The following is a 20305-nucleotide window of genomic DNA, read 5'->3' as shown; positions in this document are numbered from 1 at the left end:
CAGATCAGGCTGCCGCTGCGCGCCCATAGAGTTAGCAGCGATCAGCTTCCCGGGAGCGAATAATGAAAAGAAAACTGATACTAGATGTGGACACCGGCACGGATGATGCTGTTGCCATTATGCTGGCTGCTTTGCATGAAGATCTTGACCTGATTGGCGTAACCACCGTGAACGGGAATGCTGAGCTGCATTACTGCACAGATAATTCCCTTCGCGTACTCGATTATATCGGTAAGCCTGAGATCCCGGTTTATGCTGGCTGTCACAAGCCTCTGGTACGAAATGACTTTCCGACGCCGCGCACGAAGAATGATCTGACTGAGAAGATCCATGGCAAGCATCTTCCTCTGCCGGAAACTGCTTTAAAAGCACAAAAGCAGCATGCGGTTGAGTATCTAGTAGAGACCTACCGCAGTGCAACTGATCCAATCACGCTTGTCCCAGTTGCACCGCTTACGAACATTGCAGCAGCGCTGGCTGTTGAGCCGAAGCTGGTGGACCTTATTCCTGAAGTCGTGATCATGGGTGGTGGTCATGACGTTGGTAATGTGACTCCTGCTGCGGAGTTCAACATCTGGGCTGACCCTGAAGCTGCTTATGCAGTCTTCAACGCTGGCTTTGAAAAGTTGACCATGGTGCCGTTGGACGCAACACACAAAGCTTTGGTGACAGCGACACAGTGTCGTCAGTTTGATGAACTGGGTACACCTGCAGGTAAGGCAATGGCGGCTTGCACTGGTCACCGCATTGGCATTCACGACAAGATCCAGAAGATGGATGTTGAGCACAGTGCACCCGTGCATGATGCACTTTGTATTGCGCACCTCATTCAGCCAGACGTAATTACACTGGAAGAATATCCGGTCGACATTGAAACTCAAGGGGCGCTGACTGTTGGGCGCACAATTGTTGACAAGAACCATCGCGGCACCAAACAAGCCAATTGTAAAGTGGCCTTTGACGCGAATGCTGCGCTCTTCGTTGATATCATGATGAAGACGTTCGCCAGCAATAAGTAAAATCAGAAAGCGCCGAGAGCATTGGGCTGTCGGCGCTTTTAAACACCTTACTTTGTGAATGCCATCTGATTGGCATTGCCGAGCATCCAGCGTGACCCGAACTTATCAATTGCAACACAGCTGGCAGATGTTTCTGATCCAAACATCAGGCATTTCACTTTGATAGCGGTCGCCAATTGACGGCGCAAAGAGTAATGATTTTCTGCAGGCCACATCAGGCCAACGCGTATAATCCCATAAGGATGATAGATATCGAGCTGGCGTTTATCGACAACTTCCGCTCGTCCGCTCACTTCTGTTAATTGCTGGATGCCTAAGGCATTGCTTACCGAAACTGACATCAGCATTGTCGACAGACCTGTCAATATCACCATCAAAAACTTGAGTGAGCGCATCATTTCTCTCCGTGGTCGCACCTTTAGTTCCATGAGGGAAAATCAAAGCATATCACAAATAAAGCGCACTCAATGCGCTTTATTGCATTTCTGTGACAATTGAGGGGTGTTGTGAACCTAATTGATCTGCTGCTGTTCACTCAAACGGCTCATGCCTTCAATTTTATCATTTGGTTTTGAGGGGAAATCAGATCTTTGGGCTATAATTCGCTCTGCAATTTGCATCTGAAAGGCTGGGTATAGATTAGATGCTTCGTTCTTGTGTTCATCAACTGTTTGACGAGCTGGTCTCCTGCGAGCAATTTCTTGATAATTGCGGAGAGCTTATGTGGCGCGACAAGCTTCGCCAGACGCGTGTCATTGACGCTGCCGGCAATGAAGCGCTCGATCTGGATTTACTGCTCTCCTATTTTTCTCAGAGTGAAGCGTTCTTTGAGTTGGAGCTCTCTCAAGATCTTGGTCACCGCGTGAGTGAGACGACCGAACCGGGTGCAAACTCTCACTTGGTCACATTGAGGCTAGATATCTTTTATCTTGCGCAGAAGTGCCGAGACGAAGGCAATGCAAGCATTGTTATCATCTCGGCCTGTCCATAATCGCATCATTCAGCTGGTGTGTTTGTGGTGCCCAGCGCCTTATCAAGCTCGCTGTGCAGCTTTTCCTCGCTGGCTTTGCGTGGTGTCGTATAGCGCATCAGCAATAGGTAGGCAGCTGGTGTTACGAAGAGCGTGGAAAGTGTCGCAAAACCCAAACCACCAACGATCACCCACCCCATCTCAATGCGCGCTTCTGCCCCTGCTCCAAAAGCCATGACCAACGGCACGCCACCAAGGACGGTTGAGACTACTGTCATGACAACTGGACGGAAGCGGATGAGGCATGCATCGTGGATCGCTTCAAAGACTGAACGCCCCTCTTCCCGCAATGTATTTGCAAACTCGACAATGAGAATGCCATTTTTGGCCATCAAACCGACAAGCAAGATGATGCCGATCTGGGAGTAGACATTGATCGACCCTCCCGTCAGGCCGATGGAGATGATCGCCGCTGAAATGCCAAAGGGCACAGTACAGAGAATGACAAACGCACTCATGAAGCTTTCAAACTGCGCAGCGAGCACAAGGAAGACCACGAGGATTGCAAAGAGGAACGTCATGTAGACGTTGGACGTGGTTTTCTCCAAAACGGCTGCTTCACTCAAAAGCGTGACGTTGGTGCCTTCTGGCAAGACCTCGGCTGCAACTTCCTTCATATCAGAGATTGCCTGAGCAAGGTCGTAACCATCATTAATGGAGATAGTGACAGGGACTGCCCTTTGTTGTTCTTCACGCGTCAAGCTCGGCGCTACAGCCTCTTCTTCAATGGAAACAATAGAAGACATAGGCAGCATGGTGCCGTCTTTGCTCTTGATGAAGATGTTTTCAAGATCGCGTGTAGACTGCAATGGCAGGCCACCAGCTTCCATCACCATCGGAATGCCGTCATCTTCTACGAAGAGGTCTGCAACAGATGAGCCATCGAGCAGCATACGCAAGTTGGAGGCAATCCGGTCAGAAGACAGACCCAGATCGTTTGCACGTTCTCTGTCTACACTCACCAGCAACTGCGGCTGTGTCGTCTCATAAGACACAGAGGCAAAGCCAACTTTGTCGCCGTAGCGGGCCTGCATCTCAGCTACAATATCATCTGCATTTTCAGCCAGTTCATTATAATTAGTACCGGTCACTGCAAAGCGAAGGCCCTGCCCGGCACCGCGGATTCCGATTGTATTTGGTTGAGCAACACGCACCTTCAGACCCGGGATTTTTGCGGTCTTACGCTGTAGCTCATTGACGATTTCCTGCTGACTGCGATCGCGCTCCGCCCAGTCCTTCAAAGACATAACAAGGAAACCGCGATTGATCTGCCCGCCCATACCAACAAGGCTCATGATGCTGCGTGCCTCGCCATTATCGACGTAGGGTTGAGCGATATACTCCAGCTCACTCATTTTGCCTGCGGTGTAGTCCAGACTTGCCCCTTGAGGAGTGGACGCGATCATGAAAATTACAGACCTGTCCTCTGTTGGAGTGAGCTGACGTGGCAGTGAGGTATACTGGGACGCTCCCGCTATTACAAAGAGAGTTGCGGCGCCCAGTAGTATGAATGGCCGACGTAATGTCCAATCCAACGTGCTGGAGTACCAGCGCTCAATGGCAGTCCCCATATTGGAGATCACAACCCAAGCTGCAGAGGGTTTGTGCGTGTCCTCATAATTTTTCGTACGCAGCAGACGGGATGCCATCATCGGCGCGAGTGTCAGCGCAACGAAGGAGGACAGCATCACGCTGATTGCAAGCACAAAGCCAAACTCAGAGAAGAGCTTGCCGACACTGCCTGGTAGGAATGAAATTGGAATAAACACAGCAGCCAGAGTTGCCGTTGTGGTGATAACTGCGAAGAAGACCTCACGCGTACCAAGGATCGCAGCAGCACGCGGCCCCTGCCCTTTGTGAACGCGTTTAGAGATATTTTCCAGAACCACAATTGCATCATCAACCACCATACCGGTTGCCAACAACAGTGCCAGAAGCGTCAACACATTTGCGGAGAACCCCGCCAGCCAGATGCCAACCAATGCACCAATCAAAGCGACAGGAACAGTTACGGCTGGAATAAGCGTGACGCGGATGGAACCAAGGAACAACAGCATCACACCAATCACAATGCTGGTGGAGAGGAACAGCGAAAATACGACTTCCTTGATTGCACCACCGATGAACGTGGCATCATCACTACTGACGTTGACTTCCACATCGTTTGGAAGCTGATCCTGCATACGCTCTATTTCAGCGCGAACATCGTTGGAGATATCGATCGTGTTTGAATTTGCCGAGCGAATAATGCCCATTCCGACGGCACGTTTACCGTTATAAAATGCGCCAGAGGATGCGCGTTCCGGGCCATAACTCACAAAGGCAATATCGCGAATTCTGGTGGTCTCATTGAGCTTGACCATGCCGATTTGCTCGGCTGTTTTCACATCGGAATTCGCGCGAACAAAGAGCTCCTGATCACCTGTTTCCAGTGAACCGCCGGAGGTATCAAGCGCGAGTTCCTCCAAGACAGAGCGAAGATTGTCCGGTGTCAGGCCACGAGAGGACATAGCCTGCACGTTGATCGCGATTTTGAAGACTGGTGTTTGAGAACCATACAAATCAACACTGGCAACGCCAGGCACGGATGTGATGCGGTCAACAATCTCATCATCAACAAACTTGCTGAGTTCCTCAATACGCATTTCATCAGAAGTTACGACAACGCGCATAACGGGATCTGCATCCGCGTCGGCCTTTACGACAACCGGTGTATCAGCATCTTCGGGCAGGTTACGCCCTGCTCCGCTTACGGCATCACGAATGTCATTGGCTGCTTCACTGACATCGACACTGTCATTGAACTCGACAGTAATCCGGCTGCGGCCATATTTTGAGTTGGAAGAAATGGATTCAATGCCTGCGGTGCGCGAGATCGCTTTTTCCAGCACACTGGTTATCTCGGCATCCGTAACTTCTGGCGGAGCACCTGAATATGTGGTCGTGACCGTCACAACGGGTCGATCCACATTGGGCATTTCGCGCACTTCAACACCTAGCAGCGCTGCAATACCTGCTACGATAATCAGGAGATTTAGGGTAATCGCCAGAACGGGGCGCCGTACACACAGCGCATACAATCCGCTCAGATGACTTTCCCGTGTAGAATTTTTGTCGGTTGTCATAGAAACACCTTGGGGTCAGTCATTCAGGAGCTGGATTTAGTCGTGCTATCAGCCGATATTCCAGATTGAGAACCGGAGCTTTTAACTGGTTCGCTCTTATCGGTTTGGCCTGTGTCTGGCTTATTCTTGCCTTGCCCGTTTCCCTTCCCTTTGCGCTGTGCACCAGCGTTTTCACCTGGGGTCTGCGTCTCACTCACGAGCGGCGCGTTTACACCCTCGGGTTTGGTTAGAGTAAAGCCCGGCTCAGCCTGAAGCGTGACTTTCGTGCCTGGGCGCAAGTCGCGAACTGACTCTGTAATCACGATATCACCCGGCTCTACCTCGCCTTCTATCAATACCCGGTCAGCGCTGCGTTCAATGACGGTTACGTCAGTTCGCAAAGCTTCGCCATTTTCCGCTAGCCAGACATGTGGGCCGGACCGATCCCATTTGAGCGCGATGGACGGAACGGATGGCCATTCATCCCCTTCCAATTGGACACGAGCATCAAAAGCGATCCCAGATCGGAGGAGATCGTTAGGATTTGCAACTGTTGCCTGAACTTTCAATGTACGGGATTCGGAATTAACGCGGTTTTCCAGAGCTGTCAGCTCGCCACTGAACGTATGTCCCGGCATAGCTTCTGTGCGCAGTTCCACCGTATCTCCGCGTTTGACCTTGTTTGCAAACCGTTCCGGTACAACAAACTCGACCAAAATGCTGGAGCGATCATCCAGACCTGTGATGCGAGAGGATTGCGTTACATAGTCACCAATTTCGACATCCATAATGCCGAGAATACCTTCAAACGGAGCTCTCACCAGTCTGCGATCAAGGTCGATGCTGGCTTTGTCCAAATCCAGCCGGGCCTGATTGGTTGCCAGCAGAGCATTTTGCATCTGGACCGTTGAAATGGTCTGCGAGGACATGAGTTTTTCGTATCGCTCAACCTGCTCCTCGGCGTCTTTCAGCGCGAGTTTGGCACGATTGACCGCAAGCTTCTCTTCCGCATCATCCAGACGTAAAACCACATCCCCTGTAGAGACTCGCGTTCCTGCCTTGAAGGGTAGCTCTTGAATACGTCCGGAGCTTTCCGGATAAAGGTCTGTCATCTTGGCCGCACGACCCGTACCAATTGCACGGACGAACGTGTCCGTTACGCCTGTGGTCACATTGCGAGCACGGGCCAGAATTTCCTGACTGCCACCGCCCCGTTTTCCGCCGCCACGCTTGCCCTGTTGCTTATTGCCTGAGCCCTTTACGGCGACATCAGCCGTCTCAACTGGCCAGAGCGTTAGTCCAACGGAACTGAGCAATGGGACCGGCTTGGAGAACAGAGCCGGTTTGCCGATATATAATCCTGCAACGCCAACTACTACGGCGATCAGACCAACTTTTACAGCCTGTCTAGAACGGGACATAAACACCCAACTCCTACCAGAATTTGCAGTACTTACGGCTATTCAGGCTCACTGGATCAATGAGGAGCCTCTTGGCGATTCAAGTATGCATGAAAGAACACTTTAGTTGAGAGTGTTTTACATTGCTTTTGTGAGACATGTGCATTTTGAAGTTTGTAAAAACGTAATGACATTGCCTGAACTGGCGTTTTGCTACAGTTCGTTACACTTTCATTGATCTACCACCGCGTTTTCCAGAGGCAGATGCACAAAAGGCCTGACAGTGATATCAGGCCTTTCAGTCATTTTCACGATGCCGCGTTTAACTAGACGCTGAGTGGTTCCACCGGGTTACTTGCCGGACGCACCACAACGCGCGAGCCGTCTGGCACGCGGTTATACAGGTCAATCACATCCTGGTTCAGCAAGCGAATACAGCCGCTTGATACGTTTTTGCCGATAGACCAGTGTTCGTTGGTTCCATGCAGGCGGTACAGCGTGTCTTTGCCATTCTGGAACAGGTAAAGCGCGCGGGCGCCCAGCGGATTTTCGATGCCTGGCGCCATACCATAGCGGAATTCTTCAAGCTCTGGCTGGCGTGCGATCATCTCTGCTGGCGGTGTCCATTTTGGCCACTGGCGCTTGTACTGGATGACAGCATCGCCATTCCAGCTGAAGCCAGCACGGCCCACACCAACACCGTAGCGCATGGCAGTGCCATCACCGCGCACCAGATAGAGGAAGCGGTTGGATGGGTCGACAACAAGCGTGCCGCCAACTTCCGGACCGGTGTAGTTCACCACCTGACGGAGGTACTTGCCGTCTGGGATCTGGTTGAGATTGACTGCAGGGATGGGGAATTTTTCTTCCGGCATCGGGCCATAAACAGCCTTGTAGTACGGATCCTGGCGAAGGTCGGCCACAGTCTTGCGTTTTGGAGCACCGGTTGTCTGACAGCCTGCCAAAGCGAGGGCTGCTGTTCCGATTACAAAACCACGTCTGGACAAACTACCTTTGTTACAATGCCTCGCCTTCTCGGCAGTTGTACTTAAAAAGCTCATGGTCACCCTATTATTGTTCCTTAAGTTAGATTGCCGAGCATGTTGCAATAAGCATATCGCACAGCCGATTTGCGTTTCTAACTTGTCTCTATCAATAACTAATTGAGGAAGACAGATGGTCACGACAATTTGAACCTATGCACAATTCACTATGTGGATTCAAAGGGTGCGACCATCAAGGCCTTAATGGGTGTGTCTGGCCTGCAAATGGCTGGATTGCGGCCAGTTCAAGAACAAGATGGCTTTTCTACAGATGTTGAGGAAACCTCTCTCACCTGAAGCAAGAGTGGCAAAGACCTCAGTTTTTGAAGCAGTTAGGGTTTGTGATGTTCATGCCAATGACGTGCAATGTCGATGCGGCGTGGCACCCAGACATCCTGCTTTTGGGAGACATAATCCAAGAAACGGGCAAGAGCTGCTGTTCTGCCGGGACGTCCGGCAAGGCGGCAATGCAGGCCGACAGACATCATTTTGGCCGCTCCATCTTCTCCTTCTGCGTAAAGCATGTCGAAGCTATCTTTCAGGTAGGTAAAGAATTGGTCACCACTGTTAAAGCCTTGCGGTGTCGCAAACCGCATATCATTGGCGTCCAGCGTGTAAGGGATGATCAAGTGCGGGCCGTTTGGACCTTCAACCCAATAAGGCAGATCGTCTGCATAGCTGTCTGAGCTGTAAAGGAAGCCACCTTCTTCCATTACCAATGGCAGAGTGTTGACGGAGCTTCTGCCTGTGTACCACCCGTAAGGGCGCTCTCCAGTCGTCTCCATATGACTCTTGATTGCCTGCTGGAGGTGCCAGCGCTCTTCATCGGCAGAGAAGTCTTTGTACTCGATCCACTTGAGGCCATGCGACGCAATTTCCCAATCAGCCTCTTTCATAGCTGCAACAGCTTCGGGATTTCGCTCCAATGCGGTGGCCACGCCATAACACGTTACCGGAAGCCCATGTTTGCGGAACAAACGCCACAGACGCCAGAAGCCAGCACGCGAGCCGTACTCATACATTGACTCCATATTCATGTGCCGCTGGTTCAGCCATGGTTGCGCCCCAACGATCTCAGAAAGGAAAGCTTCGGAGCCGGCATCTCCATGAAGGATGTTGTTTTCACCACCTTCTTCGTAGTTGATGACAAACTGAACCGCGATTTTCGCATTGTCTGGCCATTTAGGGTCCGGCGTGTTTCTGCCATACCCAATCATATCGCGTGCATAATCCATCATGAAATACCTTTGTACGTTTGTTGGAGACACTTCACCTCAAAACAGCAAGACAAGACAAGTAGGTTTGTGCAGAAATCCAATGCACAACTCTTCTTAAACTCAAGAAAACTGGCTCAACCTGTGATGGCAAACACATTCTTTTGCAGAATCTTTATTAAAATTGATGGATAACCATTGAAATTTCGAGCGTGAGAACAATTTGAACCCTATGTAGCGCGACCGGGACATCCTGTTACATTTCTACATTTGACAGTGTTTAGAGCTTTCAGTAAAAAGTTTAGCATATATCTAGTCGATATATATCGAACGTGACCAGACTTTAGCTCTAATCGAAATTTAGTCTTTTAAGTTCAACAAGTTACTCGACCTCACATCTGTATGAGGTCTCTTTTAAAACTCAGTGCTATGTGGTGGGGAATGAGCACACGTAAATTTTGTCTTGCCATATTATCCAGCGGGGATGCCACTGGGTATGAAATTCGCAAGACTGCGCAAGAAGGGCATTTCAGTCATTTCATTGAAGCCAGTTACGGATCAATTTATCCGTCGCTTGCCAAGATGGAACAGGAAGGTCTTGTGACGTGGCGCGAAGAAACATCTTCAGGCAAACCTTCGCGGAAAATCTATTCTATCACTCCGGCGGGTCGTGACGCTTTTGTACAAGAGCTGTCCGAGACCCCTGTCGAAGATTTGTTCAGATCCCCGTTTCTTCTTCTTGCCCTTTATAGCCGTTGGGTTGGTGGCGAATTTATCTCCAAGGAGATTGACCGCCGCATCGAGCATCTGGAGCTCAAGATCGGGGGCATGAACCACGAGCTTGAGATTTGTGATGATCCGGCGAGTGCGTGGACACTGGAATACGGCATTACCACACTGAGTGCCTCCCTTAATTACATGAAAATGAACCGAAGCAAGCTTGAGCGCATCGCCAGCGAGCGTGTCTCCCACGCTCAAGCAGCTGAATAATCGCCTAGAACCGGCGGAGAGAAAAATGGCAATTCGATTTTCACATGTTCTGGCTTTGGGGCTTACCGCCGGAATTGGTATCTGGATGGCGACCGGCACTTCTGTTGTTATGGGTCAGGGTACGGGCGAGGGTTCAACTCCACCGCCAGCCGAGAGAGTGAAAGCTCTAGGCTCTGTTCCCTTTGCTGTTAAAGTGCAAACCCTTGAAGCGACTGTACGGACTCCATTTTTGGAAATGCGGGGACGGACGCAGGCAGATACGCGTGTTGAAGTGCATTCAGAAACAGCTGGCGTGGTGCGCAAACGCCCGGCAACTGAAGGCATGTTCGTTCGTAAAGGTGACCTGCTTTGCTCCCTCGACCGCGGAGCGCGCGAAGCGCGCGTTCTTCAAGCGAATGCAGCGCTGGCACAAGCCAATATTGATTATGAAGCTGCCAGCAAGCTGAACAACAGAGGTTTTTCTGCTGCAAACCGTGTGATTGCGCTTAAAGCTACACGCGATGCGGCTAAAGCCCAGTTGCAAGAAACTGAACTGGAATTGGAACGTACTGCAATCCGCGCACCTATTGACGGGATTATCGAAACGCCGCTGACAGAAGTGGGCGCGATGCTGGGTGTTGGCAAAGTCTGCGCGACAATTATGGCGCCGGACCCAATGCTTGCAATTGGCGCAGTTTCAGAATCCAACATCCAATCTGTAAAGGTTGGCCAGACCGCTGTTGTGAATCTGGTGACCGGCCAATCCGTTGAAGGAAAAGTCAGCTACATTGCAAGCTCTGCTGATCCGGACACACGCACTTTCCGTGTGGAAGTTGAATTGCCGAATTCGGACTTTGATTTGAAAGACGGCGTTACAACCAGCACTCAGCTGCAACTTGCCAACGAAAAAGCACACTTTGTATCGCCTGGCATCCTAACCCTTGCTGACAACGGGGATATTGGCCTGCGCGGCGTTGATGCAGACAACAAGGTTATTTTCTACCCTGTTGAAATGATCGGCGGAGATACACAGGGTGTCTGGCTCAAAGGGCTGCCTGAAGAAGTGACCGTTATTACTGTCGGTCAGGACTTCGTTAAAGAAGGCCGTGTTGTTCATCCCGTTTTTGAAACCGCGGAGGTTTCACAATGATATCCATGCTGGAAGGGGTGCTCCAACGCCCTAAAACAGTTTTTGTGATGATGCTCTTCATGGTGATCGCAGGCATTATGTCCTACATTGCGATCCCCAAAGAAGCTGCGCCAGATATTGATGTTCCATTCTTTTATGTTTCTGTCAGCCAGTCCGGTATTTCTCCTGAAGATGGGACCCGTCTGATCGGTCAACCGATGGAGACTGAACTCCGCGGCCTTGAGGGGTTGAAGGAGATCACGACGATTGCCGCCGAAGGGCATGTAGGCATTTTGTTGGAGTTCGACATCAATGTCGACAAAGACAAAGCGCTGACGGATGTTCGCGAGAAGGTTGATACGGCGAAGACCAAGATCCCTGAAGACGCCAAAGAACCTACAGTCAGCACACACAATATGGCGCTTCAGCCAACCATGACCATTGCCCTTTCCGGTGATGTTCCTGCCCGTACGCTGTACCGCCTTGCTGATCGTCTGAAAGACGAGATCGAGTCCATTGCGTCCGTGAAAGAGGTTGAGCTGACAGGTCAGCGTGATGAGCTGCTCGAAGTGATCATCGATACGCTCAAGATGGAAAGTTACTCCATCAGCCAGAGCGAACTGATCAACGCACTTCAGCTGAACAATCAGCTGATTGCTGCCGGCTTTATTGATGGAGGCGCTGGCCGCTTCAACATCAAGGTGCCGGGTCTTATCCTTGATGCGGATGATGTTTACTCCTTGCCGGTGAAACAATCTGGCGAGGGTGTTGTTACACTTGGCGATATCGCCACCATCAAGCGTACGTTCAAAGATCCGAGCACCTTTACGCTCGTGAATGGTCAGCCTGCTGTTTCTCTGGATGTGATCAAGCGTATCGGCGAAAACATCATCGAGAATAACGCTGCTGTTCGCGCTGTTGTCGAAGAGGTTACTGCAGACCTGCCAAGTACAGTATCTGTGAGCTATATGCTCGATGTATCAGACAACATTTTTCAGACCTTAAACTCTCTTGAATCTTCCATCATGACAGCAATTTTCCTCGTGATGATTGTTGTTATTGCTGCTCTTGGTCTGCGATCTGCCATCTTGGTTGGCCTGGCCATTCCAACAAGCTTCATGTTGGGCTTCCTGACACTCACAACCATCGGCATGACCGTGAACACCATGGTGATGTTCGGCCTGGTGCTGACTGTTGGTATGTTGGTTGACGGCGCGATTGTGATGGTGGAGTACGCAGACCGTAAGGCAGCTGAAGGCATGTCTCCACGGGATGCTTACATCCGCGCTGCAAAGCTGATGTTCTGGCCAATTGTTTCTTCCACGGCGACAACGCTGGCAGCCTTCCTGCCAATGTTGCTGTGGCCGGGCGTACCGGGCGAGTTCATGAGCTACCTGCCAATCATGGTGATCATCGTTCTGTCCGGCTCTTTGCTGACAGCAATGGTGTTCCTGCCGGTTACAGGTGGCATTCTAGCCTCTGTGTTTGCGTTTATGAGCAAGTATGGAGAACATCTTCTTGCGTTTATTGTGGCTGTGGCGCTGGGTGCCATCATTTCTAGCCTGACACCAATTGTTGCGGTCCTTGGTCCTGCATCAAAACTGCTTGGTGCTGCTGTTGTCATCGTGGCTTTCTTGCCGTTGATGAAAGTGTTCAAACCAATCCTCAACTATTCTCGTGCGCGTGCTGAACGCCGGAAAACGGAAGAGTTGGCAGCCGCAAAAGTGTTCTCCGGACATGGTCCGTTTGACACGTCAAAACTGCGCGGCATTACACGTGCCTATATTGCCGTACTGGAATTTCTGGTCCGCAAGTGGTGGGCTGGCACGTTGGCGATCGTCGCGATGCTGGTTCTTTGTGGCAGCATCTTCATGACCTTTATGAGCAACAATGCAGGCACAGAGTTCTTCGTGGATGAAGAGCCTGAGCAGGGTAAGTTTTATGTGACCGCTCGCGGTAACATGTCTGCTCTTGAGGCCCTTGAACTGGTTCGGGAAGTTGACAGCATCATTCTGGCTGAGCCGGGCATTGAAAATGTCGTAACCCGCGCCTTCCCTGTTGGCGTACGCGGTGGTGGTGGCAACAACGCTCCAGCAGATCTGATTGGCTCCATCGACATTGAGTTTGCTGACTTCTGCTGCCGCCCATCGGCAAAGGAAATCTTTAACAGCGTTCGTGAGAAAACCTCTCTGCTTCCAGGTATCAAGGTTGAATCCCGACAGGTTGAAGGTGGCCCTCCAACTGGTAAAGACATCCAGTTGCAGATTAACTCAAACAATTACGAAGCAGCTGTTGCTGCGGCAAATCGTGTTCGTAATCACATCGACACTGTTGATGGCTTGCGTGACCAGGAAGACAGCCGTCCTTTACCGGGGATCGACTGGGAACTGACCATCAATCGCGAAAAAGCAGCTCGTTATAAGGCTGATATTGCGGCTGTGGGCGCTATGGTTCAGCTTGTAACCAACGGTGTTTTGATTGGTGACTATCGTCCGTCTGACTCTGAGGATGAAGTGGACATTCGTGTTCGCCTTCCTGAGAGCGAGCGGACTTTGGACAAGTTTGATGAGCTGCGTCTTCGCACTCAACTGGGTCAGATCCCCCTCTCCAACTTTGTGGAGCGGACGCCAAAGCAGAAGGTTTCCAGCATTACACGCCGCAATGGCATGTTCTCTCTGGACGTTAAAGCTGGTGTTGATAAAGATCGCTTCCTCGTGACCGAGAAAGAGGCAGAGATTCAGGAATGGATCGATGCTCAGCAATGGCCGGACGGTGTGTTCATCAAGTTCCGCGGGGCAAATGAAGAGCAAGCCAAATCTCAGGCCTTCCTGATGAAAGCAATGATTGGTGCGCTGTTCCTGATGTTCATCATTCTGCTGACCCAGTACAACAGCTTCTACCAGAGCTTCCTGACGCTCTCGACTGTGGTTATGAGTGTGTTTGGTGTGCTGCTTGGCATGTTGGTGACGGGGCAGAAGTTCTCAATCATCATGACCGGTACGGGTATTGTGGCGCTGGCAGGTATCGTGGTGAACAACGCGATCGTGCTTATTGATACCTACAATCGTTTCCGTGAAGACGGGCAGAGCCCGGTAGATGCCGCCTTGCGTACAAGCGCTCAGCGTGTCCGTCCGGTGATGCTGACCACAATCACCACGATTGCGGGCCTCATTCCAATGGCGACGCAGATCAGCTTTGACTTTGCTAATCAGGTCACGACCTTTGGCAGCGTCACTGCAAGTTGGTGGGTGCAGCTCTCAACAGCGGTGATCTCCGGCCTGGCGTTCTCTACAATGTTGACGCTGATTGTGATCCCGATTTCTCTGGTAATGCCAATGCATATCGAGAACGGTATTAAAAACGGCATCTTGAAACGTCGCCGCGGAAGTGTGGTTCTTGACCCATATGCCCTTGCAAACGGTAATCTGGATGTGAAAGAGCCTGGCTTGGGAGATGATGCTTCTGAAGAGGTCAAGCGGGTTCCTGAAGCTGCTGAGTGAGACTTTCACTCATGACAAACACGAAAGAGGCTGCTTCGGCAGCCTTTTTAATGCCTGCTATAGGAAATCAATCGACGCGCTCGTGGTCATCTGTCCATTCTTCGCGTTCCTCGCACCTAAGCCAGCTTCCCCTTTCCCACTCGCAGAGCTCACAAAAAAGGCCGCGGAATGATCCGCAGCCTTTTAAAATAAAATAGCAGAGCAAAGCTACTCGCTGCTTTTTTCCTTGTCCTGTTTGGGATCAGGGACGCCAGCTTTCGCGATATCTTCGAGGCTGACTTTCAAAGACGTCTTGTCTTCAGAAACGCTTTCCTCTTCGATCTCGGTGGTCACCACATCACAATCGGCGTGACTGCCCTTGCCGTTCACACAGTGAATCTTATAGGAGCGCCATGCGAATGGGATGGAGATGAGGTAGCCGGAGCTGATCACGGTCAGGCACTCGAACGGATAGCTTGCACCAAGTGCAATGATACCGACAGCGACAACAAACAGCGGTAAAACCCATTCGCGGCGAATGTGGGTGCCGATCTGTTTGCCGGAGAAGGTTGGCAACTGACTGACCATCAGGAGGCCGACGAACATGGTGTAGAGCGCAACCGGCAGAGCCAGCTCGTTCCAATGCGGCACGCCCAGACGTTCCAGATAAATCGGCAGCAGAACTGTCAGCGCGCCAGCTGGAGCGGGAACACCGGTAAAGAACTTGCTGGCCCACTTTGGTTTATTCGGATCGTCCAGCGCCACGTTAAACCGCGCCAGTCGCAATGCCATGCAGATGGAGAACAGCAGAGAGGCGATCCAGCCGAGAGAGCTGGCATCTTCCAGCATCCATGCGTAAAGGATAATCCCCGGGGCGACACCAAAGTTCACGAAGTCGGCGAGCGAATCCAGCTCAGCGCCAAACTTGGTGGACCCTTTGAGCATGCGTGCGACACGTCCGTCCAAAGCATCCAGAATGGCGGCGAGGAAGATGGCTGCAATCGCCATATCCCACCTGTCTTCCATGGCCATGCGAATGGCTGTCAGGCCGGAACATAGCGCCAGCAAGGTGACGACGTTTGGTAAAACAATACGAAGCGGAATACGCTTGCGCGTTGACCCTTTCGCATTGGTGGTTTGACCTCCCGGTTCATAGGGAGGAAATGGATTTGACACGCTATACTACCTTAAGAAACGCGGGCAACGATGTCGCCTGCTTCTTCATCTTTCAGATTTGCCAGAATACTCTCACCGGCAATCATGGTCTGGCCAAGGGCAACTTGTGGCTTTGTCCCCTGAGGCAGGTAAACATCAAGACGGGATCCAAAGCGGATCAGACCGAAGCGATCACCTGCAGAAATGTTTTCGCCTTCTTTCACAAAGCACACAATACGGCGTGCTACGAGGCCAGCGATTTGCACAACGCCGATGCGGGCATTGTCGTTTTCAATGATCAGGCCATTGCGCTCATTGTGCTCACTTGCCTTGTCCAGTTCCGCATTCAGGAACTTTCCGGCCTTGTAAGCCACGCGCGTGATGCGGCCTGCCATTGGCGCACGATTTACGTGACAGTTAAAGACGTTCATGAAGATGCACACACGCATCATCGGCTGATCGCCCAGATCCAGCTCCCGTGGCGGGATAACGGACCCCATCAGGCACACAGTTCCGTCTGCGGGGGAAACAATCAGACCGTCTTTAACGGGAGTGACGCGCGGCGGATCGCGGAAGAAGTAACAGACCCATCCAGTCAGGAAAAGGCCGATCCAGAAAAGGGGCGACCAGAACCATCCTAAAATGATGGTCAGGACAGCTGCAATGGCGATAAACGGGTAGCCTTCTTTATGAATAGGAACCAGTGTCTTGGAAATGCTGTCCGCCAAAGACATCTTTACCACCTTTGCTAGAGTGAGGGGTTCAGCTATTGAACCCCTCAGACGTTAAGTTTCTGCTCATAGAGCAACTCAGAGAGATCTGTGCAAGCAACTCTAGCTTATTTAAACAGAGATTCCCCTGATTGCGCGCGGAGCAATCACTTGAACCCACTATTTCTTATCAGTTATGCCCTCAATTAGGCTTTCCTCAGCACTTTTGCCCCTGGAAATGAAACCCTGATCATCTTCACGCATCTGCGCAAGACGCGCTTCCGCTTCACTGACTTCACGCTGGCGGCTCCACATGGAAGCGTAGAGACCGTCATTTGCCATCAGTTCAGCATGCGTCCCCTGCTCAACCGCTTCGCCAGCCTTCAAAACGAGGATTTGATCTGCGTTCACCACGGTGGAGAGACGGTGGGCGATGACAAGCGTGGTCCGGTCTTTGGAGACAATATCCAGAGCCGACTGAATTTCCTGCTCCGTGTGCGTATCCAATGCCGAGGTTGCTTCATCAAGAATGAGGATTGGCGGGCTTTTCAGGATGGTCCTTGCAATCGCGACGCGCTGCTTTTCACCACCTGAAAGCTTCAGGCCACGTTCGCCCACTTCACTTTCATAGCCATGTGGCAGAGCTTCGATGAAGTGATCGATCTGAGCCAGCCGAGCTGCCTCTTTCACTTCTTCCTCTGATGCCCCTACGCGGCCATAGCCGATGTTGTAGGCGATGTTGTCGTTGAACAGAACCGTATCCTGAGGAACCATACCAATGTGATCGCGCAGGGATTTCTGCGTCACTTCGCGGACATCCTTGCCATCAATGGTGATGCGGCCCGAGGTGACATCATAGAAACGGAACAGCAGACGGGAAATCGTGGACTTGCCCGCACCAGATGGACCAACAATCGCGATGGTGCTGCCTGCAGGCACTTCGAAGTTCACGCCTTTCAGGATCGGGCGCTCTTCGTCGTAGTGGAAGTGCACGTCCTCGAACTTGATGGTGGCTTCTTTGACCTTCAGGTTCTCCGCAAGCGGCTCATCCTGAATTTCAGGTTCTACGGCCAGTACGGAGAACATGGCTTCCAGATCAGCAATGCCCTGACGGATTTCGCGATAGATGAAGCCAATGAAGTTAAGCGGAACCGACAGCTGCATGAGCAGCGCGTTGATCATGACAAAATCACCGATGGTCTGCTCACCGCGCTGAATTGCCATGGCGGACATAACCATACATGTGGTCATACCTGCACCGAGGATCAGCGCCTGCCCGAAGTTGAGCCAGGAGAGCGAAGTCCATGTTTTGATTGCAGCGCGCTCATACCCGCGCATTGCCTTATCAAAACGGCCACGTTCCATTTCCTCGTTGCCGAAATACTTGACGGTTTCGAAGTTCAGGAGGCTGTCAACGGACTTGCTGTTTGCATCATTGTCCGCGTTGTTCATGTCACGGCGGATCTGGATACGCTTATCGGAGGCGACGACTGTGTAATAGACGTAGGCAAAGACCGTTGCGCCGACGACCAGAACATACCAAAGGCCAAACTGGAACCAGATTACAACAGCCATCATCGCGAATTCGACGACCGTCGGAATACCGCTCAGGATCGTGAAACGAACGATGCCTTCAATCCCCTTCACTCCGCGGTCGATCACACGTGTCAGGCCACCAGTGCGGCGTGACAGGTGATAGCGGAGAGACAAGGCGTGAAGGTGCTGGAAGGTCAGATTGGCGAGTTCGCGAACGGCGTGGAGGCCAACGCTTGAAAAAATCGCATCACGGATCTGGTTAAACCCGACAGCCATTGTTCTGGCGACGTTGTAGGCCAGGACCAACATGATTGGCGCGACAAGAATTGGCGGCAACCATTTTGGCAAAACGCTGGCGTCAGTCAGGGCATCTGTTGCCCATGCATAAAGATAGGGTGCGAAAACGGTAATAATTTTTGCGACAATCAACGCCGCGAGGGCCAGAACGACACGCTTTTTAAGCTCCGGCCTTGCATCTGGCCACATGTAAACCCAAAGAGTTTTCAGTGAACGAAGCAAGCCTTTATCGTCTGCATCCAAAGCAGGGGCGGATTTTGCCTGCTGTTTTTTGCTTGTTGCAGTCATGCTAGTGCCTTGTTGCCCGGCGCGCTTCTTAAAACGCAGAAGCGGTTGGCGAATTTGGAATGTCATATCAGAAGAGCAATGATCCAGAACGCGTTCATTGCCATCAGATTGGAGAGAGTCTTTCGCCCTCTTTTGGAGCGTACCCTTATCCGAAAACCGGAACCACTTTTCGGGAGTACGCAGTAGGATCGCAAACCAGAGAAAGCGCTGGATTGCTCATCCAGCGCTTTCCTAAAGATCAATCTGGAAAGCTTTCTCTTCTTAAATAGGACGTTCGAAGAGAAGAATCCAGATCAGTTATTAATTGTTTTCCAATTCAGGTCAGCCACAGGCAACATGAACACCTGCCCCGGGAAGATCATATCCGGATTTTGGATCTGCTGGCTGTTGGCCTGATAGATGGTGGTGTAGCGTGTGCCCTTGCCATAGAGACGACGGGAAATGGTCCAAAGGTTATCACCGCGGCGGATGATAACGTTCGGCAATTCGCCAATGCCAACGGTAGCAGAGGCTCCTTTTGAACCAGACCCTTCCGCAACAAGGCGAACCGGGATCATGGCAACGTCATTTTCACCTTTGGTGAAGACGACCTGTGCACGGGCTTCCACTTTACCGTTGGTGTTCTCGACTTTGTCAGCTCTGACTTCCACATTGCCAGCAGGGATTGTTTTTTCAGCTTCCACGAGCCAGCGACCTTCGGTGCCTGCCTGTGCTTCGCCAACAAACTCTTCGCCTACATAAACACGAACTTGCGCGCCTGGCTCACTTTCGCCAGCAACGAAGACCTTACCTTTCTCAGTTTCAACGGCTTTGACAGTCAGCTGCGGCTCTTCAGTTGCCGCTGCAACCGGTGCTGCAGGTGTTTCTGCAGGCGCCGGAGTTTGCGCTGCAACTTCAACAGGTGCGTCAGCGGTCTGTGTGGCTGCTTCTGCTGCTGGTGCAGATGTTGTATTTACAGGTGCAGGCGTCTCAGTGACGGCAACTTCAGTATTAGCAGGTGCCTGTGCTGGCGTTTCAGCCGCTGCATTAACCGGAGCTGGTGCTTTTTCCTTTGCGCCAGGGCTCTGTGCAGCTGCAACGTCAGCAGGAGCAGTCGTTTCAGGTGAATCTGCATTCGCTGTTGCAACGGGCTCTGCAGTCACAGGTGTTTCTGGCAGCTGGAGAATTTTCGATGGTGCGTCTGGTTCATTCAGAACAACCAGAACCTCACCGCTTTCGTCTTCAGGCACAGATACTGCGATGTGTTGCTGCGAGCCGCTCTTTTCCTGAGTTTCCTGATTGGTCGCTTCAAGGCTGACATCGTGGTCACCCGGCTTCAGCGGTCTTTCCAGAACAATTGCAAATTCACCGCTGTTGTTCGCAATGCCTTTGCCGACCACATCCCCGTTGGAGATGAGTGCAACAATGGAACCAGCTTCAGCACGGCCAGCGACAACGGCATCGCCTGACGGCTCAACGCGCATCACATCAAAACTTGGAACATTGTCGGTGGTAACAGCGGCGGTATCCAGCTGAGTGGTCACTTCAGGGGCTTTGCCAGCTTCTGCCTTGTCCGTCTGAGTGCCCGACGAGTTGAGCTGTACTTTGCCATTTGCAGCAGCCTCCAGCTTTGCAACAGCCTTTTCAGCTTCTGCAACAACCGAAGTATCTTCCTTGCTCAGGTAGTACGCCCCCGCACCGATTGCGCCTGCAGCAACAGCCACAGCAACTGTCAGCAACCAGTTCATCCCCGATTTCGACATGGTTCTCAATTGCTCCTCAAGCAGACCATAGTTCACTCGACATGGTATGCTTTGACATTATATCAGATTGTCCGGATATCAGTTTATCCGGCTGTCTCTTTTCCTTAGCTTTAGGCAAAAAGGACAGACTTTAATCGTGTTTGTTATACATGTTTAACCCGAGGGGCAAGGTGCACCATGTCAGGCAAGT

General features: G+C 51.6%; 14 protein-coding genes. 5 read left to right on the top strand and 9 right to left on the bottom strand.

The features are described 5' to 3' along the window. Positions 1-62: 62 nt before the first annotated feature. Positions 63-1019, top strand: a complete 957-nt coding sequence (locus PsAD26_RS13410; RefSeq protein WP_063310823.1) for a nucleoside hydrolase — start codon at positions 63-65, stop codon at positions 1017-1019. Between the two features lie 47 nt (positions 1020-1066). On the opposite strand, the gene PsAD26_RS13405 is transcribed toward PsAD26_RS13410, so the two are convergent. After that, on the bottom strand, positions 1067-1417 hold the full coding sequence (locus PsAD26_RS13405; RefSeq protein ID WP_208985677.1) for a hypothetical protein: 351 nt from the start codon (positions 1415-1417) through the stop codon (positions 1067-1069). 245 nt (positions 1418-1662) lie between these two features. Between PsAD26_RS13405 and PsAD26_RS13400 the strand changes: the two genes are divergently transcribed. Next, a complete protein-coding gene (locus tag PsAD26_RS13400) occupies positions 1663-2010 on the top strand; it encodes a hypothetical protein (protein WP_063300067.1) in 348 nt (115 codons plus the stop codon). A gap of 5 nt (positions 2011-2015) precedes the next feature. Here PsAD26_RS13400 and PsAD26_RS13395 read toward each other — a convergent pair whose 3' ends face one another. The 4 genes from PsAD26_RS13395 to puuE all read right to left on the bottom strand — a co-directional run bounded on the left by PsAD26_RS13395 (position 2016) and on the right by puuE (position 8834). After that, positions 2016-5174, bottom strand: coding sequence for an efflux RND transporter permease subunit (locus tag PsAD26_RS13395; RefSeq protein ID WP_063310821.1), 3159 nt, complete (start codon positions 5172-5174; stop codon positions 2016-2018). Between the two features lie 23 nt (positions 5175-5197). Next, positions 5198-6574, bottom strand: coding sequence for an efflux RND transporter periplasmic adaptor subunit (locus tag PsAD26_RS13390; RefSeq protein ID WP_063310820.1), 1377 nt, complete (start codon positions 6572-6574; stop codon positions 5198-5200). A 305-nt stretch (positions 6575-6879) separates the two neighbouring features. After that, on the bottom strand, positions 6880-7614 hold the full coding sequence (locus PsAD26_RS13385) for a L,D-transpeptidase (protein ID WP_208860381.1): 735 nt from the start codon (positions 7612-7614) through the stop codon (positions 6880-6882). A gap of 314 nt (positions 7615-7928) precedes the next feature. After that, on the bottom strand, positions 7929-8834 hold the full coding sequence (puuE, locus tag PsAD26_RS13380) for an allantoinase PuuE (protein WP_063310819.1): 906 nt from the start codon (positions 8832-8834) through the stop codon (positions 7929-7931). A gap of 417 nt (positions 8835-9251) precedes the next feature. Between puuE and PsAD26_RS13375 the strand changes: the two genes are divergently transcribed. Genes PsAD26_RS13375 through PsAD26_RS13365 form a run of 3 tightly spaced genes read left to right on the top strand, consistent with a single transcriptional unit; the run spans position 9252 to position 14408 of the window. Further along, positions 9252-9800 (top strand): PadR family transcriptional regulator, encoded by a 549-nt coding sequence (locus PsAD26_RS13375; RefSeq protein ID WP_063310818.1) that lies wholly within the window; start codon positions 9252-9254, stop codon positions 9798-9800. A gap of 25 nt (positions 9801-9825) precedes the next feature. After that, positions 9826-10929: an efflux RND transporter periplasmic adaptor subunit gene (locus PsAD26_RS13370; protein WP_063310817.1), complete on the top strand. Its 1104-nt coding sequence runs from the start codon at positions 9826-9828 to the stop codon at positions 10927-10929. Continuing rightward, positions 10926-14408, top strand: coding sequence for an efflux RND transporter permease subunit (locus PsAD26_RS13365; protein ID WP_063310816.1), 3483 nt, complete (start codon positions 10926-10928; stop codon positions 14406-14408). Before PsAD26_RS13370 ends, PsAD26_RS13365 begins: the two co-directional genes overlap by 4 nt. 207 nt (positions 14409-14615) lie before the next feature. Here the strand turns inward: PsAD26_RS13365 and pssA are convergent, their stop codons facing one another. From pssA to PsAD26_RS13345, 4 genes are all read right to left on the bottom strand, one after another. Beyond that, on the bottom strand, positions 14616-15563 hold the full coding sequence (gene pssA / locus PsAD26_RS13360) for a CDP-diacylglycerol--serine O-phosphatidyltransferase (RefSeq protein WP_063293115.1): 948 nt from the start codon (positions 15561-15563) through the stop codon (positions 14616-14618). An 11-nt stretch (positions 15564-15574) separates the two neighbouring features. Further along, on the bottom strand, positions 15575-16276 hold the full coding sequence (locus tag PsAD26_RS13355) for a phosphatidylserine decarboxylase (RefSeq protein ID WP_057466061.1): 702 nt from the start codon (positions 16274-16276) through the stop codon (positions 15575-15577). Positions 16277-16432: 156 nt separating this feature from the next. Beyond that, positions 16433-18373: an ABC transporter ATP-binding protein/permease gene (locus tag PsAD26_RS13350; protein WP_057466188.1), complete on the bottom strand. Its 1941-nt coding sequence runs from the start codon at positions 18371-18373 to the stop codon at positions 16433-16435. Positions 18374-18666: 293 nt separating this feature from the next. After that, positions 18667-20115, bottom strand: coding sequence for an Ig-like domain-containing protein (locus PsAD26_RS13345; protein WP_208985676.1), 1449 nt, complete (start codon positions 20113-20115; stop codon positions 18667-18669). Positions 20116-20305 lie beyond the last annotated feature (190 nt).

The organism is Pseudovibrio sp. Ad26, assembly GCF_001623285.1.
Lineage (GTDB): Bacteria > Pseudomonadota > Alphaproteobacteria > Rhizobiales > Stappiaceae > Pseudovibrio > Pseudovibrio ascidiaceicola.
Note: the sequence above shows the minus strand (reverse complement) of the source record. Positions and strands in the feature narration are given on the sequence as shown.

Bases quoted from the DNA above. Each gene is read 5' to 3' on its own strand.
- PsAD26_RS13410 (WP_063310823.1), top strand. From the start codon at position 63: ATGAAAAGAAAACTGATACTAGATGTGGACACCGGCACGGATGATGCT.
- PsAD26_RS13405 (WP_208985677.1), bottom strand. From the start codon at position 1,417: ATGATGCGCTCACTCAAGTTTTTGATGGTGATATTGACAGGTCTGTCG.
- PsAD26_RS13400 (WP_063300067.1), top strand. From the start codon at position 1,663: ATGCTTCGTTCTTGTGTTCATCAACTGTTTGACGAGCTGGTCTCCTGC.
- PsAD26_RS13395 (WP_063310821.1), bottom strand. From the start codon at position 5,174: ATGACAACCGACAAAAATTCTACACGGGAAAGTCATCTGAGCGGATTG.
- PsAD26_RS13390 (WP_063310820.1), bottom strand. From the start codon at position 6,574: ATGTCCCGTTCTAGACAGGCTGTAAAAGTTGGTCTGATCGCCGTAGTA.
- PsAD26_RS13385 (WP_208860381.1), bottom strand. From the start codon at position 7,614: ATGAGCTTTTTAAGTACAACTGCCGAGAAGGCGAGGCATTGTAACAAA.
- puuE (WP_063310819.1), bottom strand. From the start codon at position 8,834: ATGATGGATTATGCACGCGATATGATTGGGTATGGCAGAAACACGCCG.
- PsAD26_RS13375 (WP_063310818.1), top strand. From the start codon at position 9,252: ATGAGCACACGTAAATTTTGTCTTGCCATATTATCCAGCGGGGATGCC.
- PsAD26_RS13370 (WP_063310817.1), top strand. From the start codon at position 9,826: ATGGCAATTCGATTTTCACATGTTCTGGCTTTGGGGCTTACCGCCGGA.
- PsAD26_RS13365 (WP_063310816.1), top strand. From the start codon at position 10,926: ATGATATCCATGCTGGAAGGGGTGCTCCAACGCCCTAAAACAGTTTTT.
- PsAD26_RS13355 (WP_057466061.1), bottom strand. From the start codon at position 16,276: ATGTCTTTGGCGGACAGCATTTCCAAGACACTGGTTCCTATTCATAAA.
- PsAD26_RS13350 (WP_057466188.1), bottom strand. From the start codon at position 18,373: ATGACTGCAACAAGCAAAAAACAGCAGGCAAAATCCGCCCCTGCTTTG.
- PsAD26_RS13345 (WP_208985676.1), bottom strand. From the start codon at position 20,115: ATGTCGAAATCGGGGATGAACTGGTTGCTGACAGTTGCTGTGGCTGTT.